Annotated in this window: 18 protein-coding genes and 1 riboswitch; of the genes, 8 read left to right on the forward strand and 10 right to left on the reverse strand. The window is 47.7% G+C overall.

Features of this window, described 5'->3' with window-relative positions; all coding sequences use genetic code 11:
* Positions 1–161: 161 nt before the first annotated feature.
* Positions 162–1,397, forward strand: coding sequence for an MFS transporter (locus MHI01_RS16340; RefSeq protein ID WP_076253875.1), 1,236 nt, complete (start codon positions 162–164; stop codon positions 1,395–1,397).
* Between the two features lie 422 nt (positions 1,398–1,819).
* Here MHI01_RS16340 and MHI01_RS16345 read toward each other — a convergent pair whose 3' ends face one another.
* Positions 1,820–2,329 (reverse strand): hypothetical protein, encoded by a 510-nt coding sequence (locus MHI01_RS16345; protein WP_340983634.1) that lies wholly within the window; start codon positions 2,327–2,329, stop codon positions 1,820–1,822.
* 174 nt (positions 2,330–2,503) lie between these two features.
* On the opposite strand from MHI01_RS16345, the gene MHI01_RS16350 reads away from it, so the two are divergent.
* From MHI01_RS16350 to MHI01_RS16380, 7 genes are all read left to right on the forward strand, one after another.
* Positions 2,504–2,890: a VOC family protein gene (locus MHI01_RS16350; RefSeq protein WP_076329743.1), complete on the forward strand. Its 387-nt coding sequence runs from the start codon at positions 2,504–2,506 to the stop codon at positions 2,888–2,890.
* Between the two features lie 17 nt (positions 2,891–2,907).
* Positions 2,908–3,663: an NAD-dependent epimerase/dehydratase family protein gene (locus tag MHI01_RS16355; protein WP_340983635.1), complete on the forward strand. Its 756-nt coding sequence runs from the start codon at positions 2,908–2,910 to the stop codon at positions 3,661–3,663.
* 143 nt (positions 3,664–3,806) lie between these two features.
* Positions 3,807–3,919: riboswitch (TPP riboswitch) on the forward strand.
* A gap of 221 nt (positions 3,920–4,140) precedes the next feature.
* On the forward strand, positions 4,141–5,181 hold the full coding sequence (locus MHI01_RS16360; RefSeq protein ID WP_340983636.1) for an ABC transporter substrate-binding protein: 1,041 nt from the start codon (positions 4,141–4,143) through the stop codon (positions 5,179–5,181).
* Between the two features lie 224 nt (positions 5,182–5,405).
* Positions 5,406–5,696 (forward strand): thiamine-binding protein, encoded by a 291-nt coding sequence (locus MHI01_RS16365; RefSeq protein WP_127551654.1) that lies wholly within the window; start codon positions 5,406–5,408, stop codon positions 5,694–5,696.
* Positions 5,696–6,454, forward strand: coding sequence for an ABC transporter permease (locus MHI01_RS16370; protein WP_036616724.1), 759 nt, complete (start codon positions 5,696–5,698; stop codon positions 6,452–6,454). The genes MHI01_RS16365 and MHI01_RS16370 overlap by 1 nt, the downstream gene beginning before the upstream one ends.
* Before the next feature lie 37 nt (positions 6,455–6,491).
* A complete protein-coding gene (locus tag MHI01_RS16375; RefSeq protein ID WP_340983637.1) occupies positions 6,492–7,400 on the forward strand; it encodes an ABC transporter ATP-binding protein in 909 nt (302 codons plus the stop codon).
* A 105-nt stretch (positions 7,401–7,505) separates the two neighbouring features.
* Entirely contained in the window at positions 7,506–8,312 is an 807-nt protein-coding gene (locus MHI01_RS16380) for a TatD family hydrolase (protein ID WP_340983638.1), read from the forward strand.
* 321 nt (positions 8,313–8,633) lie between these two features.
* On the opposite strand, the gene nfsA is transcribed toward MHI01_RS16380, so the two are convergent.
* The 9 genes from nfsA to MHI01_RS16425 all read right to left on the reverse strand — a co-directional run bounded on the left by nfsA (position 8,634) and on the right by MHI01_RS16425 (position 16,663).
* Positions 8,634–9,377 (reverse strand): oxygen-insensitive NADPH nitroreductase, encoded by a 744-nt coding sequence (gene nfsA / locus MHI01_RS16385; protein WP_127551658.1) that lies wholly within the window; start codon positions 9,375–9,377, stop codon positions 8,634–8,636.
* Positions 9,370–9,969 carry a TetR family transcriptional regulator gene (locus MHI01_RS16390; protein WP_340983639.1) on the reverse strand — a complete coding sequence of 200 codons (600 nt, stop codon included), beginning with the start codon at positions 9,967–9,969 and terminating at the stop codon, positions 9,370–9,372. The genes nfsA and MHI01_RS16390 overlap by 8 nt, the downstream gene beginning before the upstream one ends.
* A 155-nt stretch (positions 9,970–10,124) precedes the next feature.
* Entirely contained in the window at positions 10,125–11,285 is a 1,161-nt protein-coding gene (locus MHI01_RS16395) for a YhgE/Pip domain-containing protein (RefSeq protein WP_340983641.1), read from the reverse strand.
* 353 nt (positions 11,286–11,638) lie between these two features.
* Positions 11,639–14,152, reverse strand: a complete 2,514-nt coding sequence (locus tag MHI01_RS16400; protein WP_445744902.1) for a heavy metal translocating P-type ATPase — start codon at positions 14,150–14,152, stop codon at positions 11,639–11,641.
* A 189-nt stretch (positions 14,153–14,341) separates the two neighbouring features.
* Positions 14,342–14,542, reverse strand: coding sequence for a copper ion binding protein (locus tag MHI01_RS16405; protein ID WP_017691004.1), 201 nt, complete (start codon positions 14,540–14,542; stop codon positions 14,342–14,344).
* A 59-nt stretch (positions 14,543–14,601) separates the two neighbouring features.
* Complete coding sequence (locus MHI01_RS16410; protein ID WP_340019018.1) at positions 14,602–15,000, reverse strand: metal-sensitive transcriptional regulator; 399 nt, start codon at positions 14,998–15,000, stop codon at positions 14,602–14,604.
* 122 nt (positions 15,001–15,122) lie between these two features.
* Positions 15,123–15,611: a GNAT family N-acetyltransferase gene (locus MHI01_RS16415; RefSeq protein ID WP_340983642.1), complete on the reverse strand. Its 489-nt coding sequence runs from the start codon at positions 15,609–15,611 to the stop codon at positions 15,123–15,125.
* Positions 15,612–15,734: 123 nt separating this feature from the next.
* Complete coding sequence (locus MHI01_RS16420) at positions 15,735–15,920, reverse strand: hypothetical protein (RefSeq protein ID WP_340983643.1); 186 nt, start codon at positions 15,918–15,920, stop codon at positions 15,735–15,737.
* Positions 15,921–16,051: 131 nt separating this feature from the next.
* Positions 16,052–16,663 (reverse strand): hypothetical protein, encoded by a 612-nt coding sequence (locus tag MHI01_RS16425; protein ID WP_076253885.1) that lies wholly within the window; start codon positions 16,661–16,663, stop codon positions 16,052–16,054.
* Positions 16,664–16,830 lie beyond the last annotated feature (167 nt).

The raw sequence follows: 16,830 nt of genomic DNA on the forward strand, positions 1-16,830 counted from the left end.
GTTGGTCTCAGTATATACGAACGCCGGACCAGATTGCAACCTTCTGTATCGATCAGGAATTCATGGTACAACTTAACATGTCCTGTTATGATAGACTTTGTCTTCAAGATTGCGCTTTATTGTGATCCTCAATTTATGTATATAAGTAGAAGGAGTTCTTTATGAAAAAATTACTTTGGATCGGATGTCTGTCCTATTTCCTGATTGGACTTGCCCACGTTGTGCTCGGTTCCATTCTACCGGTTGCACTTGAACATTACGGCAAAGATTATAGCCAAGGCGGAACGCTGATCTTTGCCCAATTTGCCGGATTCCTGGGTGGTGTATTGTTATCTCCATGGCTGAACAGACGCTTTGGTAAACGGGGAGGCCTGTTAATCGCCACAGCGTTGCTCTGTATTGCAGAATTATCCTACATGCTGCTGCCACCATGGGGCTGGATGTTCGTCATTGCACCCGCTGCCGGCTTTGGATTCGGAATGGTTGAAGCTGTTATTGGCACCATTATCATCGCTGCAATCAAAGACAATACAGCCGTTGCTATGAGTCGACTGGAAGTGTTATTCGGGATTGGGGCGATGGTCATGCCGCTCATTGCCAGCGGTCTGATTGCTGCCGGATACTGGCGTCTCTCCTTTCTCGTTGTTGCGATCTGCGCAGCGCTGACCTTTGTTTTCTGGGCGAAAGGATCATTCGGTGAACTCGATAAGTTTCTGGAGCGACAGAGTTCAAATCATGCTTCCGTAAATACGCACTCTGCTGGGACATCGGGTGAGATGCATCCCGCATCTGCAAGTACATCCAGTCCAACCTATCGTGGCCGTAACAGGACTCTTCTGGTATTATTCGTCCTGTTCTTCTTCCTCTATGTTGGCACAGAGATGAGTCTTGCGAACTTCATGCCGGCGATCCTGATTGAGAAAATGAACATGAAGGAAGCCGGAGCAGCCCTTAGTGTCACCTGTTTCTGGATTGCCATGTCCGTGGGACGGCTCTTCGCCGGTTATATCGCAGAGAAATTCCAATACCGCGTATATGTCCTGTACAGTTGTCTTGCATCTGTTCTCTTGTTAATGATATTTCCATTTACAAACCAAATCTGGTCTGCATTTCTCATCATCTTACTGCTTGGACTTGCGATGTCAGGGATATTCTCCATTGCCCTTGTCTTCGCCAGTAAACTGCTGCCCGGAACAGAAGAATCCACACCCAGCATTTTGATTGCCTCAGGTGGGGTTGGCGGTGCCATTCTGCCTTTGACTACGGGATGGAGTCTTGATCATCTGGCGGTTAATCAGTCTGCATGGATGCTTGCGATCTTTGCAGTTGGCCTGCTTGTCATTAGCGTAATCACGTTTCAATGGCAGAACAAACATATAGCCAATTCTGCGACTTAACAGTTCTGTGTTGATCCAGTCCTGAGGATTAGAAATACCTATTAAAGAAATTGAAATGTCCACCGCCATGACCTGACGGTGGACATTTTTTTGTAGCGTTACTCTGTTGTAACGAACCTAACACACGCTATCCCCCTCCATTTCCGCATGTTTGAAATCTAACGAATCCTAGAGACGTTATTATAGATAATTAGCTTCAATTAAATGTCTCGTTGGAGGTTTTTTGCATAATAACACCGCTGAGATTCGTTAGATTTTCATTCCCTTAGAAACTGGCCTAATAAGGTGTCCTCGATTCGTTAGCGCTGTAATATGGCGGCAAGTACCCTATCTTTGCCTCTCTCATCTCCTTTCATTAAAGGTGAGAATAATATCTATTCATTTGCACAAGATTGCCCAGGAAATACTTATGGTCAACCAAATCACACACTTTTATTAACGACAGGCAATACAGGCCCGTTATCCTTGATGAATTTACCGAATACATATCGGACGAGTGGTCCCAGAACGATCAACTGATATGGAAGCGCAAGGCTGAAGTTACGAGCAATGGTATGGAGATACGTACGGAGTACGGATGACCCACTTAATTGATCAGCGAGATATGCCGAGATCATTCCATACATGGACATGATCAGAACCATGCCAATCACCATGAAAAATGAAATGACGAGCACACCTAAAATCTTATTGGACTTGTCGAAGGGCAAGGAGAATGCAATCTTTCTCGCCACAGGACCAACAATGAAAGACTCCACCAGAAACGCGATGACAAAACATAATATGAATTGAAGCAGTATTTCAAGCGGGGACATCTTGCCGAGTAACCCACTGTGCCATAGATTGAAGAACATCATGACCAAGACCATTCCTATACACATCATTAATCCGAAAATAATTTGTTCCTTCTTGCTGGTTGGCAATTCTCTCATCCTCTCTGTTTACCTTCGTAATTATAGAGATGAGGAAACCCTTCACATAAGTGAACATTTTGTGAACAATTATGATTTTTCCAATTTAAAATTGGATTTGACAACCATGTAGTACAGCTCTATGATATCCCTTAAAATGGTAGAACCATTCACTACATAAGGAGGTTTTTGATTGTGAGTTTTCAAAAGCGCATTGACCACGTCGGCATTGCCGTTCGTGATCTGGAGACCACGCTGCGTTTCTACACGGAGATCGTTGGTCTTGAATTGAAAGACCGGGTGACCCATACCAACGGTATCATTCAGCTCGCCTTCCTTGGCTTCAATGGAAGTAATGAGACTGAGATTGAGTTAATTCAAGGATACAGCGACAAGCTGCCTTCTGAAGGTACGGTGCACCATTTTGCGATCCACGTGGATGATCTTGATTCTGAGTACAAACGCATTCAAGCCACCGAAGCCGAATTTATCGACGGAGAGATTATCACACTGCCTAACGGTTACCGCTATTTCTTCATCTATGGACCTGAAAAGGAATGGATTGAGTTCTTCCAGCGCTAAGAATTGGAGCTGATTTCATGAACATTTTAATTACTGGCGCAGGCGGAAAAATTGGACGTGACTTGTCCCAACACTTGTCAGAGACATTTCACCTGCGACTAACGGATTTGAATATCGACAGACTGCATACGTATCAAGGGACAGGCCATGAGATCATGACACTGGATGTGACAGACCCCGAAGCCTGTCAGCATGCTTGCGAAGGCATGGATGTGGTTGTACATCTGGCGGGAGATCCTTCCCCGCATGCCGGATTTTATGAATCGTTGTTGGACATCAATATCAAAGGCACATTTAATGTATTCCGTGCAGCCAAGGACCAAGGTGTACGAAGAGTCATTCTGGCAAGCAGTGCACAGACGATCGAGGGGTATCCCATTGATGCTCAGGTCTATCCGGACATGCCGACACGCCCACGGAATTTGTACGGGGTTAGCAAATGTTTTGGAGAATCGCTCGCTTCCTATTTTGCGTATACCGAAGGTTTACAAAGTGTAGCAATACGTATAGGTGCATATGATGATTTTCAACCGGACGGACCCGTGCTGGAGGCAAGGGATATGAGCGCGTATATTAGTCCGGCTGACTTGTGTGATTTGATGTTCAAAGCAATTACAACTACCGATCTGGAACCCTTCACCATACTGCATGGGATCTCGAATAATCGGTTTAAACGATTAAATCTGGAAACCACTCAGAAACAGGTAGGTTATGACCCAAAATCCGATGCTTTTGCACTCAGTCAGATTGCCTTATATGATTCCCCACGATAATTATTGAAAATAACACATCCAAACAGGCTGTTATACATATGTATAACGGCCTGTTTATAACTTATACGTGTCCCTATCCAGTTCATGACTGGACAGGTCCTACCCTCTGGCCTATAATTACACCTAGTAATGCCCGTAACTTCATAGTTTCCCAGGGGAGTCGGAATTGGCCGGCTGAGAGTGTATCCCACCAAGATACTAACCCTTAGACCTGATCTGGATCATGCCAGCGTAGGAATCGGAGTATATCGAAATGGCACAGCCCTATGGCTGAACGCCACCTCTCTAACGCCTGCACGCGTCCCGGAATACGGGGCGCTTTTTTAATGTTCTTTTATATAGCCAGAGAGCTAAAAAAAGTGACGTTATCCAGATCTCAACTGGTATAAATCAGTCGATTTATGCAAGATGATTGGATATGAAGCCAAGGAGTACCCCGTGCCAACCGGCCGGACATACCGAAGGAGAGAACCACAGATGAAATGGCGTAAAACGATGGGATTGTTGCTCTTATGCGTGCTTATGGTGACTGTAGCCGCATGTGGTGGCAAAGAAGCTGCCCCAGCTGGGCAGAACGGCAACACAAATACGGAAAGCAGCAACGAAGGTGACACTGCCGCCCTGAAAGATATTAAAGTGGTGCTCGACTGGACACCAAATACGAATCATACAGGCCTGTATGCAGCTGTAGATCAAGGTTTTTATAAAGCCGAAGGCTTGAACGTGGAGATTGTACAACCAGGTGCCGGTGGCGCAGATACAATGGTTGCCTCCAATGAAGTGCCTTTTGGCGTAAGTTATCAGGAGAGTGTAACTCAAGCCCGCACACAGGGTGTTCCATTGGTCTCCATCGCAGCAGTTATTCAGCATAATACATCTGGTTTCGCTGCTCCGGCGGATCGGAATATCAAGTCACCGAAAGATTTTGAAGGTAAAACTTATGGCGGTTGGGGTTCCCCAGTCGAAGAAGCCGTGATGCAATCCATTATGGAAGGCGACGGAGCCGATGTATCCAAAGTGAAAAACATTAACATGGGTGACGCCGACTTTTTCACCGCAGTGAAACGAGACATTGATTTTGCATGGATTTTCTACGCTTGGACGGGTATTGAAGCCGAACTGCGCGGGGAACCGATCGACATGTTATATGTGAAGGATTATTCAGATGCATTGGATTACTACACGCCTGTCCTCGTAACAAACGAGCAAACGATCCAAAACGACCCTGAGTTGGTGAAAGCATTCCTGAAAGCCACCTCCGAAGGGTATCAATACGCAATTGATCATCCCGAAGACGTAGCCAACATTCTGATCAAGGCCGTACCGGATCTGGACAAAGACCTCGTACTGGCAAGCCAGAAATGGCTCAGTCCGAAATACACGGATGACGCCCCGCGCTGGGGTGAGCAAAAACAGGAAGTGTGGCAGAACTACACCGACTGGATGTTTAGCAAAAAACTGCTTGATGAACAGATCGATGTGAGCAAAGCATATACAAACGAGTTTTTACCCCAATAAAATTTCTCATATAAAACGAACTTAAATTTTACACGAGGACGGAGAGGACAGAAATAACGTGAAAAAGCGAAGCGGTCGCCTTTATCACCGGATTTTCCCTTTAGAGAAAGGGAATCAAAAAAATCTGGGGATAACAGCGATTGGAAGGTTATTCTGTCGTCGAAGTGGCAAGTGTAACAGTCATTAGTTCATTTTATATATCACGAAAGGAGCCGTGATCTCTCATGGCAAGCACACTACTTAGTATTCAGGTTATCCCGAAAACGCCAAATGGCGAGAACTCTTATCCTTACGTTGATCGCGCCATTGAAGTTATTCAGCAATCCGGCCTAAAATATCAGGTGAACGCGCTCGACACAACGATGGAAGGTGAACTGGAGGAACTGCTGGAAGTTGTCCGTAAAATGCACGAGGTACTTGTGGAGGCTGGCAGCCCAAGCATCATCTCCCAGATCAAAATCGCCCATAGCCCTGCTGGCTTCAGCATGGATACCCTGACGGAGAAGTATCGCTAATGCCTGCCTATTTCAAAAGTGTATGGCCGCCCATTGTGGCGGTTATTCTCTTTATAGCGATATGGCAGGGAGCCGTCTCCCTCTTCCATATTGAGAAATGGATGCTGCCTGCACCGTCCGACATCGCCCGCGAAGCGGCAACCCAGGCCGAACGACTTGGCATGCACGCTTCCGCAACCATTCAGTTAACGCTGATTGGATTCGCCGCTGGAACAGCGGTTGGATTACTGATCGCGATGGTGCTGCATTTGGTCCCTTTTCTCAAGTCAGCCCTGTATCCTTTACTTATTCTTAGTCAAAATATCCCAACCATCGCGCTCGCGCCGCTCCTGTTAATCTGGTTCGGATTCGGGCTGTTGCCCAAGCTGATTACCATCATCCTCGTCTGTTTCTTCCCCGTTGCAGTGGCGGCCATGGACGGCTTGACCCGTACAGATGCAGCGATGATGAACTATATGCGCATGGCTGGTGCGAAACGTCATCAGATCTTCTGGAAGCTGGAGCTTCCCCATGCACTGCCATCCGTGTTCTCCGGTGTCAAAATCGCCGCTACCTATAGCGTGATGGGCGCCATCATCGCCGAATGGATTGGTGCAGACAAGGGTATTGGTTATTATATGATGTTGCAAAAGTCGGCTTATCGTACGGACCGCCTATTCGTGGCGATCATGATTATTGTCGCGCTCAGCTTGCTGCTCTTCCTGTTCATTGCCCTGCTGGAGAAGCTGCTCGTGCGCTGGCGGCCACAAAAGCGGTAGTAAAGAAGTAATCTGTATATTAGGAAGTGATGACCATATGAATCGGCAACAGGATGAACAAGTCCAGCCTGGACGAGGAGCAAGTGTAATGGAGCCAACGCACGGTGAAAAGTTTAACTCGGCTACGCCTGATCGACCTGCCAACACGACTCCTGCTCCGGTTCCACCTGCACTGGACGTTGTTAATGTTCATGCATCATTCCGTGAACGGCGTAGCAAGCTACCGGTTCTGAACGACCTGTCCCTGACTGTGGAGCAAGGCGAGTTTGTTGCTATCGTTGGACCTTCTGGCTGTGGCAAGAGCACCCTGTTCCATATCATCGGCGGTCTGCTTAAGCCACAGGAAGGCCAAGTGCTTATGAACGGTCAGAATGTAACGGGACAGCGTGGCAAGATTAGTTATATGCCGCAACAGCCCGCCCTTTTCCCGTGGCGTACCATTGAAGATAATGTACTGCTTGCTGGTGAAGTAGCTTCAAGTGCTCCACCTCGGGCCGAAGCACTTGCAGAGGCTCGAAAGTGGTTAAGCAGCGTGGGTCTTGCCGGGTTCGAGCAGGCCTATCCTCATATGCTGTCGGGCGGAATGCAGCAGCGTGCTGCATTTCTGCGTGCCCTGCTCAGTCCGCAGGAACTCATGCTGCTGGACGAACCTTTCAGCGCACTGGATGCACTGACACGTAGCGACATGCAACGCTGGCTGCTCGATATCTGGGAACAGAACCGCCGCTCGGTGCTGTTCATCACCCACAATATCGAAGAAGCATTGCTACTTGCAGATCGGGTCTATGTATTATCCAACCGACCTGCAACGGTGTTGCACGAGGTACATGTTCCTTTTGATCGCCCAAGACGAGAAGAAATTACGGAGGAATCCGCTTTCCTGGAGCGTAAACGGCAGATTGCACAGTGGATGCGAGAAGAACAGCAGAAAGCCCGCCTATCTTGATAGTGCGGGTTTTTAAGTTATTTATTTCCTTTAATGGGTGATCCGCCATAAGAAATTCTGCGTAACATAGTTAGAATATAACTGAACACAAGGAGGAATTCCCTCGTGCATTCTCAAGCTTTTGCACCATTAATTGATGCTCATATTCACTTCGATCAGTATACCCCTGACGAACAACGCGAGATGCTGCTATCGTTTCCGTCTCAGCAGGTCGAAGCAGTCATTGCCGTGTCCATGAATCTCGCTTCTGCCAAGACCAATCTGGAGCTTGCAAAACAACATCCACGTAATATCTATCCGGCCTTCGGTTTCCATCCGGAACAGGAACTGCCGTCCATTGCAGAAATGGACCTCTTCTTCCAATGGATCGAGAAGCATATGGGACAAGCCACAGCCATAGGAGAAGTTGGCCTTCCCTATTACAATCGTCAGGAAGCGGAGCAGGCAGGGCAACGCTTCGATCAGAGCGGGTACATTGAACTGCTTGAACGTTTCATCCAACTTGCCAAAAAGCATAACAAACCACTTGTCCTTCATGCGGTATACGATGATGCGGATATCGTCTGTGATTTGCTGGAGCAATATCAGTTCCGACGTGCTCATTTCCACTGGTTCAAAGGTTCTCGCCAAACCGTAAGGCGCATGGCGGACAACGGTTATTTCATTTCCTTCACGCCGGATATTCGGTATGAAGAAGAGATTCGTGAACTCGCCCGGCAATATCCATCGGAACAAGTGATGGCCGAGACCGACGGACCGTGGCCCTTCGAAGGACCATTTCAGGGACGAATGACACACCCGGCCATGACCAGACAGGTCATCCAGGCATGGAGCGAAATCACTGGCATGGGAACCGAGCGGGCCGCCCGGCTCTTTTATCAGAACACAAAGCGTTTCTATAGCTTAACTTGAGTACAATCAGGTAACAGCAAGTACTATCGCTTGTCCTGCCAGCACAACACAAAGAAGCCAGTCGGCTTCGCCCCGACTGACTTCTAGTCTACTATTATATATCAGTTGAACTAAATTTTTACACAGGAACGTAGAGGACAGAAATAACCTGAGGAAGCAGAGCGGTCGCCTAAAAGCTTTCTGAAAGAAAGCTACTTCGGAAGCATACACTATCACTAGATTTTCACCTTCACAAAAATTGGATCAAAAAATCTGGGGATAACAGCGATCGGAAGGTTGTTCTGTCATCGGAGTGGCAAGTGTAACTACCTTCAGTTCAACTTAACGCTTCAAGAATCCTTTGCCTTCCAGGAACGGTCTCACTTGCAACCGTGTCGGCTCAGTCAGGCGCTTCGCCATCAGTTCGGACCATGGAGTCGTTCGTTCACCATTAGTCCGTGCTTTCATGTACGCCGTCGTTGTCTCATCATACTGCTCAACACCTTTGATGCTCTGCTCGGCATTATAACGATTACGATGCAGAACTGCATTAAGTGGCAGACGCGGGCGAATTCCAGTTTCCTGATCTGCAACACCAATACACATGCCATACACCGGATATACCCCTTCCGGCAATTCCAACAGCTCAGCAACTTCCTCAATCCGGGTACGAAGCCCGCCAATATATACGATTCCGAACCCTAGTGACTCCGCTGCAAGAGCGGCGTTCTGGGAAGCCAGAGCAGCATCAATCGTGGCTACCATGAAATTCTCGGTTGAATCGGCATACGATTCCTTCTCAGGAAGATGACGTTTCGCAGCATCACTCAGCCGATACAGATCAGCACACCATACGAGAAACACCGGACATTCATTGACATAGGCCTGGTTGCCTGCCAATTCAGCCAGCTTGGCTTTTTGCTCTAAGTCAGTCACAGCAATTACGGTATAGGCTTGCACACTACTTGAAGAAGAAGCCATCTGCCCTGCAGATACAATGGCTGCAAGCTGCTCATCACTTACCGGGTCTGGCTTGAATTTGCGTACAGAGCGGTGTTTCATCATCAACTCAATGGTTTCATTCATAGCTGTTCACTCCCAATCCTCGTAGTACGAACTCAATTGTCTGCTCAGCAAGCTCGTCTGTATTCATATCCTGATAATCAAAGCCAAATCGTGAATTCTTGGCCCGTTTGTGCGCCAAAGCCACACCCATAACCTGAAGCATCGCATAAGATACGGACTCGACCTGGAACAATCCCTGGTCTTTTCCTTCTTGCAACAGGTCCCTCACTCGGGTCCATACAGGGTCTAGAAAACGAAATACGGTTGCTGTACGATGTGTACGCAGTGTAATTTCAAGCTGCACAATATCGCTCATCTCCCGATCCGTCATCGTGAACTTCACAACTTCACCAATAATTCGTCGGATACCTTCCACAGGCGAGGACATGGACTCTTCAGCCAGCGCGTTCATCATATGCCCAGGGAAGAAATGCTCAAATAATGCTTCGAACACCTTTTCTTTGCCGCCAAAATGATAAGACACCAGCGACACATTGGCACCTGCCTCATCACATATTTGACGAACACTCGTCCCGTCATACCCCTGCTGTGCAAAAAGCTTCTTGGCTGCAAGCAATATCCTCGTTTTGATATCCAACTCCGGTTCAGTCATTCCGTCCCGCTCCCTCTTGTCCGTTCATCTCATTCGCTCCAGCTCAAGGACTGCAGCCAGCGAATCATTTGTCTATTATATTACACCAAGCCCCCCGATGAAAATCATCGGGGGGCTTGTCCTATCCTATGATGCAATGGTATACATCTGCTGTATTAGTTGTTTGCTTGAGCAGGGCTTGGAGCCATAGCTGGCATGCGTTGTTTTTTCAACAACGTCACGACCAGTGACAACGCAACGGCAACCAACAGCACAATCACGATAGAGCCCGCAGCAGACTGAACTCCTGGGCCTCCCAACTGCACGCTCAGAATACCCTGAACGGCGTATGTTGCAGGCAGGTACTGCCCAATGCCGCTATAGAAGCTGTTCAGCAATTCACGCGGTACCATTGCACCGGAAGATACCAGTTGCAAGGACAGTGAGATGATGTTGAACAGACTTCCTGCAGGTCCGAAGCAGATCAGGAAGAACTGGGAGAAGAACATGAACGTGCACAGGAAGAGCGCCTGGAACAACCAGAATGCAACGAATCCTTGTGCAATCTGTCCTCCCAGTGCCACAATCAGTGAAGATCCCAGCAAGGAAACGACCAATGCAGAACCCACGTTAATGACTACTCTCGCGCCAAACAAAGTCAATCGGGAATAGGTAGATGACAGCATACCCATGGCTGTCTGGAGGTTCATCCCCATGATCATGGCACCTACATAGGAAGCCAGTACCATCATCATCGGCACCATCTGATTATTCATCCCGTTAACCGGGTTGATGGACGTTGTCGTTCCTTCCACTCGGGTAGTCAGGTTTGTAGCGGCTTCAGCAGCCTGATCGGCAGGCGCACCTGAAGCGGTTAACACCGTCTGTACTCCTTGTGCTGTAGCTTGTTTGTTAATCGTGTTTGTCACACTTTGTGATACACCTTGCATCATGCTTTTGATCGTAACCGGGTTCGCTTCATTAATGGTGTATTTAATCTCGGCGGTTGAGCTAGCCGTCTGAAGCAATTCGTTAAACCCAGCCGGGATATCCAGCACCATGTGTACTTGGTGATGATTCAGCTGATCCAAAGCTTCAGCCGCACTTAGATTGGATACGGTATGGAAAGGCAGTGTTCCTGCGAGCGAATCTGCGATTCCTTTGGACATTTCTCCGTCCTCGTTCACAATCGCAACCGTCAATTCTTTCGCACGGTCATTTACTCCAGAATATGCGGTCATCCAGATCACGCTAAAGATCACTTGGAACATAAGTGCTGTTACGATCCCTACAATCACTGGCGGTTTTTTAAACAATGTACGTAAAGCCTGTAACATAAAAGGTGTCCTCCATTACTCAAATAGTTCTAATTTGATTTAAACAGTTGTTTGAATCAAACGATCGTTTAAATTTTATGTGAATATGTCCATATTGTCAACTCATTTTTTGAAAAATTCAGAAAATATAAGCTATATTCATGAATGCAATTGATCCATTTTCACAAAAGAGCATTATGCTTTCCTTTCTCCGTAGAAAAGAACATCTAATACCAACGATTCAGGCTTATTTTCTGGCGACTCAACTGTATTTTTCTCAACAAAAAACACGGTCCGCCGCAGCGAACCGCGTATTTATTCATCCTCACTTCATTGACAATGAGGCGTTGAATATATCTCCAAACAAAGGTCGGTCAGTCATTTCTCTTCAGCTTCATGCGTTGCAGACGCAGCGAATTCAGTACAACCGACACGGAGCTGAACGCCATCGCCGCCCCTGCCAGCCATGGAGCCAAGAAGCCAACTGCCGCAATGGGAATACCAATCACGTTGTATCCGAGTGCCCAGAACAGGTTTTGTTTGATGTTACCCATCGTGCGCCGGCTCATCTCAATCGCATCTGCAATGCTGTTCAGATCACCACGCATCAACGTAATATCCGCCGCTTCCATCGCTACATCCGTTCCTGTTCCGATCGCCATCCCAATATCCGCTGTAGCGAGTGCCGGAGCATCATTAATGCCGTCACCTACCATCGCGACTTTCAGACCACTCTCCTGAAGTTTCTTCACTTCCGCAGCCTTGCCTTCCGGCAGAACCTCAGCCAGAACTTTACCGATCCCTGCCTGTTCTGCTACAGCACGAGCTGTTCGCTCATTGTCTCCCGTGATCATGATGACATCGATCCCCATCGCCTGAAGACGACCGATGGCTTCACGAGAGGTATCCTTGATGGTGTCAGCCACAGCCACGATCCCTGCCCACTGACCATCCACCGCTACCAGCATCGCTGTACGCCCTTGTTCCTCCAGACGGTTCATCTGCTGAACGGTTTCCTCAGAGACATTCACCTGTGCATCTGCAAGCAAACGACGCGTGCCGACCAGGATCTCCTGCCCTTTTACTGAAGCTCGCACGCCGTATCCCGGTATGTTCTCGAACTTCTCTGTTGGGGTTAGCTCCAGACCCTTCGCACGAATACCTGCAACAATCGCCTCTGCCAGCGGATGCTCGGAACTCTGTTCGGCCGCTCCCACGCGCTCAAGCAGATCAGATTCCGTCCAATTCGGAGCCGTGACAACATCGGTAAGGACCGGTTTACCTTGGGTTACTGTACCTGTTTTGTCGAGCACCACGGTCTGAATCTGTTGTGCCGACTCCAGATGTTCTCCCCCCTTGAACAGAATGCCATATTCAGCCGCACGTCCTGATCCAGCCATGACAGAAGTCGGCGTTGCCAGCCCTAGTGCACATGGACAAGCAATGACAAGCACGGCAATCGCTTTTTCAAGGGAACCGGCGAAGTCACCCGGACTTGCAAACAGATACCAGATCAGGAATGTCAGCGCAGCTATGCCGACAACAATCGGAACAAAAATGCCTGAAATGACATCTGCGATCCGCTGGATCGGTGCTTTGGAGCCCTGAGCTTGCTCGACTACTTTAATAATCTGGGACAAAGCCGTATCCGATCCCACTCGGGTCGCACGCAGTCGTAATACCCCGTTTTTGTTCAGCGTAGCACCTGTAACGGGATCTCCTGGCTTTTTATCCACGGGAAGGCTCTCTCCACTAAGCATGGATTCATCTACTGAGGATTGCCCTTCTTCAACAATACCATCCACCGGGATGCTATCACCCGGCTTCACCAGAACCAAGTCACCCACCGCGACATATGCGGCAGGAACCAACACTTCCTGTCCGTCCCGGATGACACGGGCTTCACGTGGAGCCAGTTCAATCAGGCTTTTGATCGCCTGTGATGAGCGGCCTTTCGCCACAGCTTCGAACCATTTTCCCAGTAGAATTAACGTAATAAGAATTGCACTTGTCTCATAATAGAGTTCTACCGAAGGCATGACGGCTGTACTCGTTCCCATTGCACCATGATCCATGGTTGTAGAAGGTAAGTACCCACTGGATAACGTCAGATAGAGACTGTAGAAAAACGCTGCACTGGTCCCCAATGCGACGAGAACGTCCATATTGGCACTGCGGTTACGTAGGGCTTTGTACGCCCCCACATAGAACTGCCATCCAATCACGAACTGTACCGGCGTTGCCAGCAGTAGCTGGAACCAAGGGTTCATGAATAGTTCGGGGACATAGATTCCGGATGTGAACGAGAAATGCCCGACCATTGCCCACAGCAACGGAATCGATAACAAAGCAGATATCATCCATTTCCACTTTTTGCGTTGCAGCTCACGTTCACGAACCGATGTGGTCTCTTCTTGCGTCAATTGTAGTTCAGCACCGTAGCCCATCTGCTTGATCTTGGCGGTAATATCCGAAGGTTTCAATGCACCAGCGGCATATTCGATATGCCCTGTTTCCAGCGCCAGATTCACATTCGCCTGAGATACCCCCGGTAGTCGGGAAAGACCTTTTTCAATCCGGGCAGAACAGGCAGCACACGTCATACCCGTAATGTTCAGATCAACCGATTCGGACACCGTACCGTAGCCCAATGCTTCCACCTTATCTCGCAAGGCACTCACGTTGGTTATCTTCGGATCATAGGAAACAGTCGCCTGTTCAATGGCAAGATTCACATTGGCCTGCTGCACGCCTTCCATACGAGACAAGCCCTTCTCCACTCGCGTTGAACATGCGGCACAGGTCATCCCCGTGATGTGCAGTGTTGTCTTTAATCCTGTTGCATCTGCCATAGGTGGCATGGGTGTGGGTTCGGATGATCTATCCATTGGTTTATTCGTTGCATTATCCATCATGTCAGCTCCTTTCATATCGATTCATTTCATTATATCTCTTATCAACATACCCCTCAGGGGTATATACCAGACAGAAAATTAGGCTTAAACCTGACTCTTGGGAAAAGGTACTCTGACCTCTTTTTCGCCCATGAGCATGTTCGGTTTAAGCCTGTGATCCCTTTAGACTACATCGTACCCCTGATCTTCAATCGCAGCTTTGATCTGATCCACGTTCACCGTCTGCTCATCATATTCCACAGCTACTGTTCCCGCTGCCAGATCAACCTTACCACTCGCACCGGTATTCTTCACAGCTTCTTCAACTGATTTCACGCAGTGATTGCAAGACATTCCCGTAACGTTCAATGTAACATTAGACATTGTAAATTCCTCCTTGGGGTATATTAAAATGATAACTTTATTTGGTAAATAATTTCAGATTACTTCATTAACTTCCGCATCGTAACCAGCAGTTCATCCACAACCTCATGTTCACCAGCCTGAATACGCTCAACGATACAGCTCTTCATATGGCCTTCAAGCAAAAGTTTACCTACTGAATTAAGAGCAGACTGAGCCGCCGCAATCTGCGTCAGCACATCATCACAGTACGTATCCTTCTCGATCAATCCCTTGATCCCGCGAATCTGACCTTCCACACGGTTCAAACGAGAAACCAGGTTACTCTTCATCTCCTGCGAATGGTGACTCTTGCGCACATGCTTCCCATCACTGCCCTCGGCATGACAGGATACTGCTTCATGGACTGTAGCCAAAGCTTCCGTTGAATCTGACTTGGAGGATTGCAAAGGTTCCTCGGGATGGCTCTGATGATCCATCATGAACACCCCTTTTCTTTCGTTCTTTTCTAAGAGTAACATACCCCATGGGGGTATTCAAGAGGATTCTGATATTTTATTAAAAATGATGAATCCTTACTAATTAAATAGAGCGATGTATCTTACAAGGTATACTCCATCCTGCTGCTGCGGACGACCAGACCCATCTGTTCATAGAAAGCCTGTGCCCCAGAGTTAAACGTTGACACGGACAATTCCATGCTGTCTGCCTGAAGCTCTCTCCCTAACTCGATGAATGCTTGTAGTAACTGTTTACCTGTTCCTTGGCCCCGATGTTTGGTATCCACTACAAGTTCATGGATGTACAACATCTTGCGATCCACCATCAATGGGTTATCCTGAATTACACTTAACTGCGCGCTCCCGTAACCCAGAATCAAGCCCGTTTCGGAAGACTCGGCAACATATAGGTAACGCTTGTCCGTTTCCAGCAGTTCGATGAACTCCTTTTTCTCCATTCTGGTCTCCAACGCTCTGTATAGATCCGGCCGCGCCTCGACATGCATCTGGTGCAGCTCATCCATCAACAATGACACGCCAGAGTAGTCCCTCATTTCTGCCTTTCGGATGTTAATCGTACCTGTACTCATCCCAATCACTCTTTCGTCTACTGAATTTTACATTATTATACAACCAAAAAGCAGATACCATAAGGGTACCTGCTTCGCTAAATTTATCTTCATTCCATCTAGCCCATATGATGCTCATGTTGTTTATTTTTTCGAAGAAGGATTTCCTTCATTAAAAGCAACAGGTGATGGCTTCGCTGCCCATTCGTCCGCCTGCGGCTCAATGTCTACTCCGCTCAAAATCTTCTTTTTCTCCATCAAGGAATCCCCGTCTTCATCCAGCTTGTTGCGAATTTCCGCCTCGTCCTGAGGTTGATTGTTCTGTGTCATCATAGAGTCCTCCCTTTTTTCGTATTCATGTTGATGTTCCTTTATATAACGTGCCCACTTTCTGCATTATCATTCTCAGCAAGGGACAGGCCGTCCCCAAGTTAAGCTAAATCCATCTCTAAACCCTTTCGTTAATCGAAATCAACCTGTTTATCCAAAATGATTTCCTCTACTTTGTATTCCATCTCTGGTATTGAGGGAATCAAGGAGAATCGAACGTTTTCCAGAGAAGAAGGAAGAGCAGGAATCACTCGGAAACTAATTTGCGTCTCCCCACCTCCTCCACGACTGCCATGTCTCATGGTGATATGTCTCTGTTCGCTGAATATTTCCAGAGCCAAATGTGGAACCATTTGTATACGCTCAGCTTCATTCCCCTTATATTGAATCTCCACATAAACGAGGCTTTCGCCTTCATATTGCATCGAATGCGTGATCATATACTCACACGAATCTTTGATCATTTTCTTCATAATCGGCACCACACTCGTCAATTGAAGAGGTTCACTTGGAAAGTAGTGTCTTTGCGGCATCGGTTGCACGCTACGGAGAACATATCGGATATCTTCCTCCTTCATATCCAGTAAGCTCACCCATTCATCGATGGTATTTTGAGGGGGTTGGTATTGGACTGCTCCGGTTATGTCCTTTCTGGCTGCAACCAGTTTCAAAAGTTGCTCATCAATCCGCTGTACCTCATCGCTGTATTCATTAGGAATTTCACGTAATTCACTCCAGCCCATATTTAATCACTCTCCTAATTTAATGACATGCCATGCAAATACAATTCGCCACTGTACCTGCATCCCCCTCTTAAAAAGGAAAGGACGCCCCTTGGGTCATATTCATGACCTTACGGGACGCCCTTTTTATATTGTCCACCTCAAATGGACATCATCTACTGTTTTGC

Source organism: Paenibacillus sp. FSL M7-0656, assembly GCF_038003225.1.
Lineage (GTDB): Bacteria > Bacillota > Bacilli > Paenibacillales > Paenibacillaceae > Paenibacillus > Paenibacillus amylolyticus.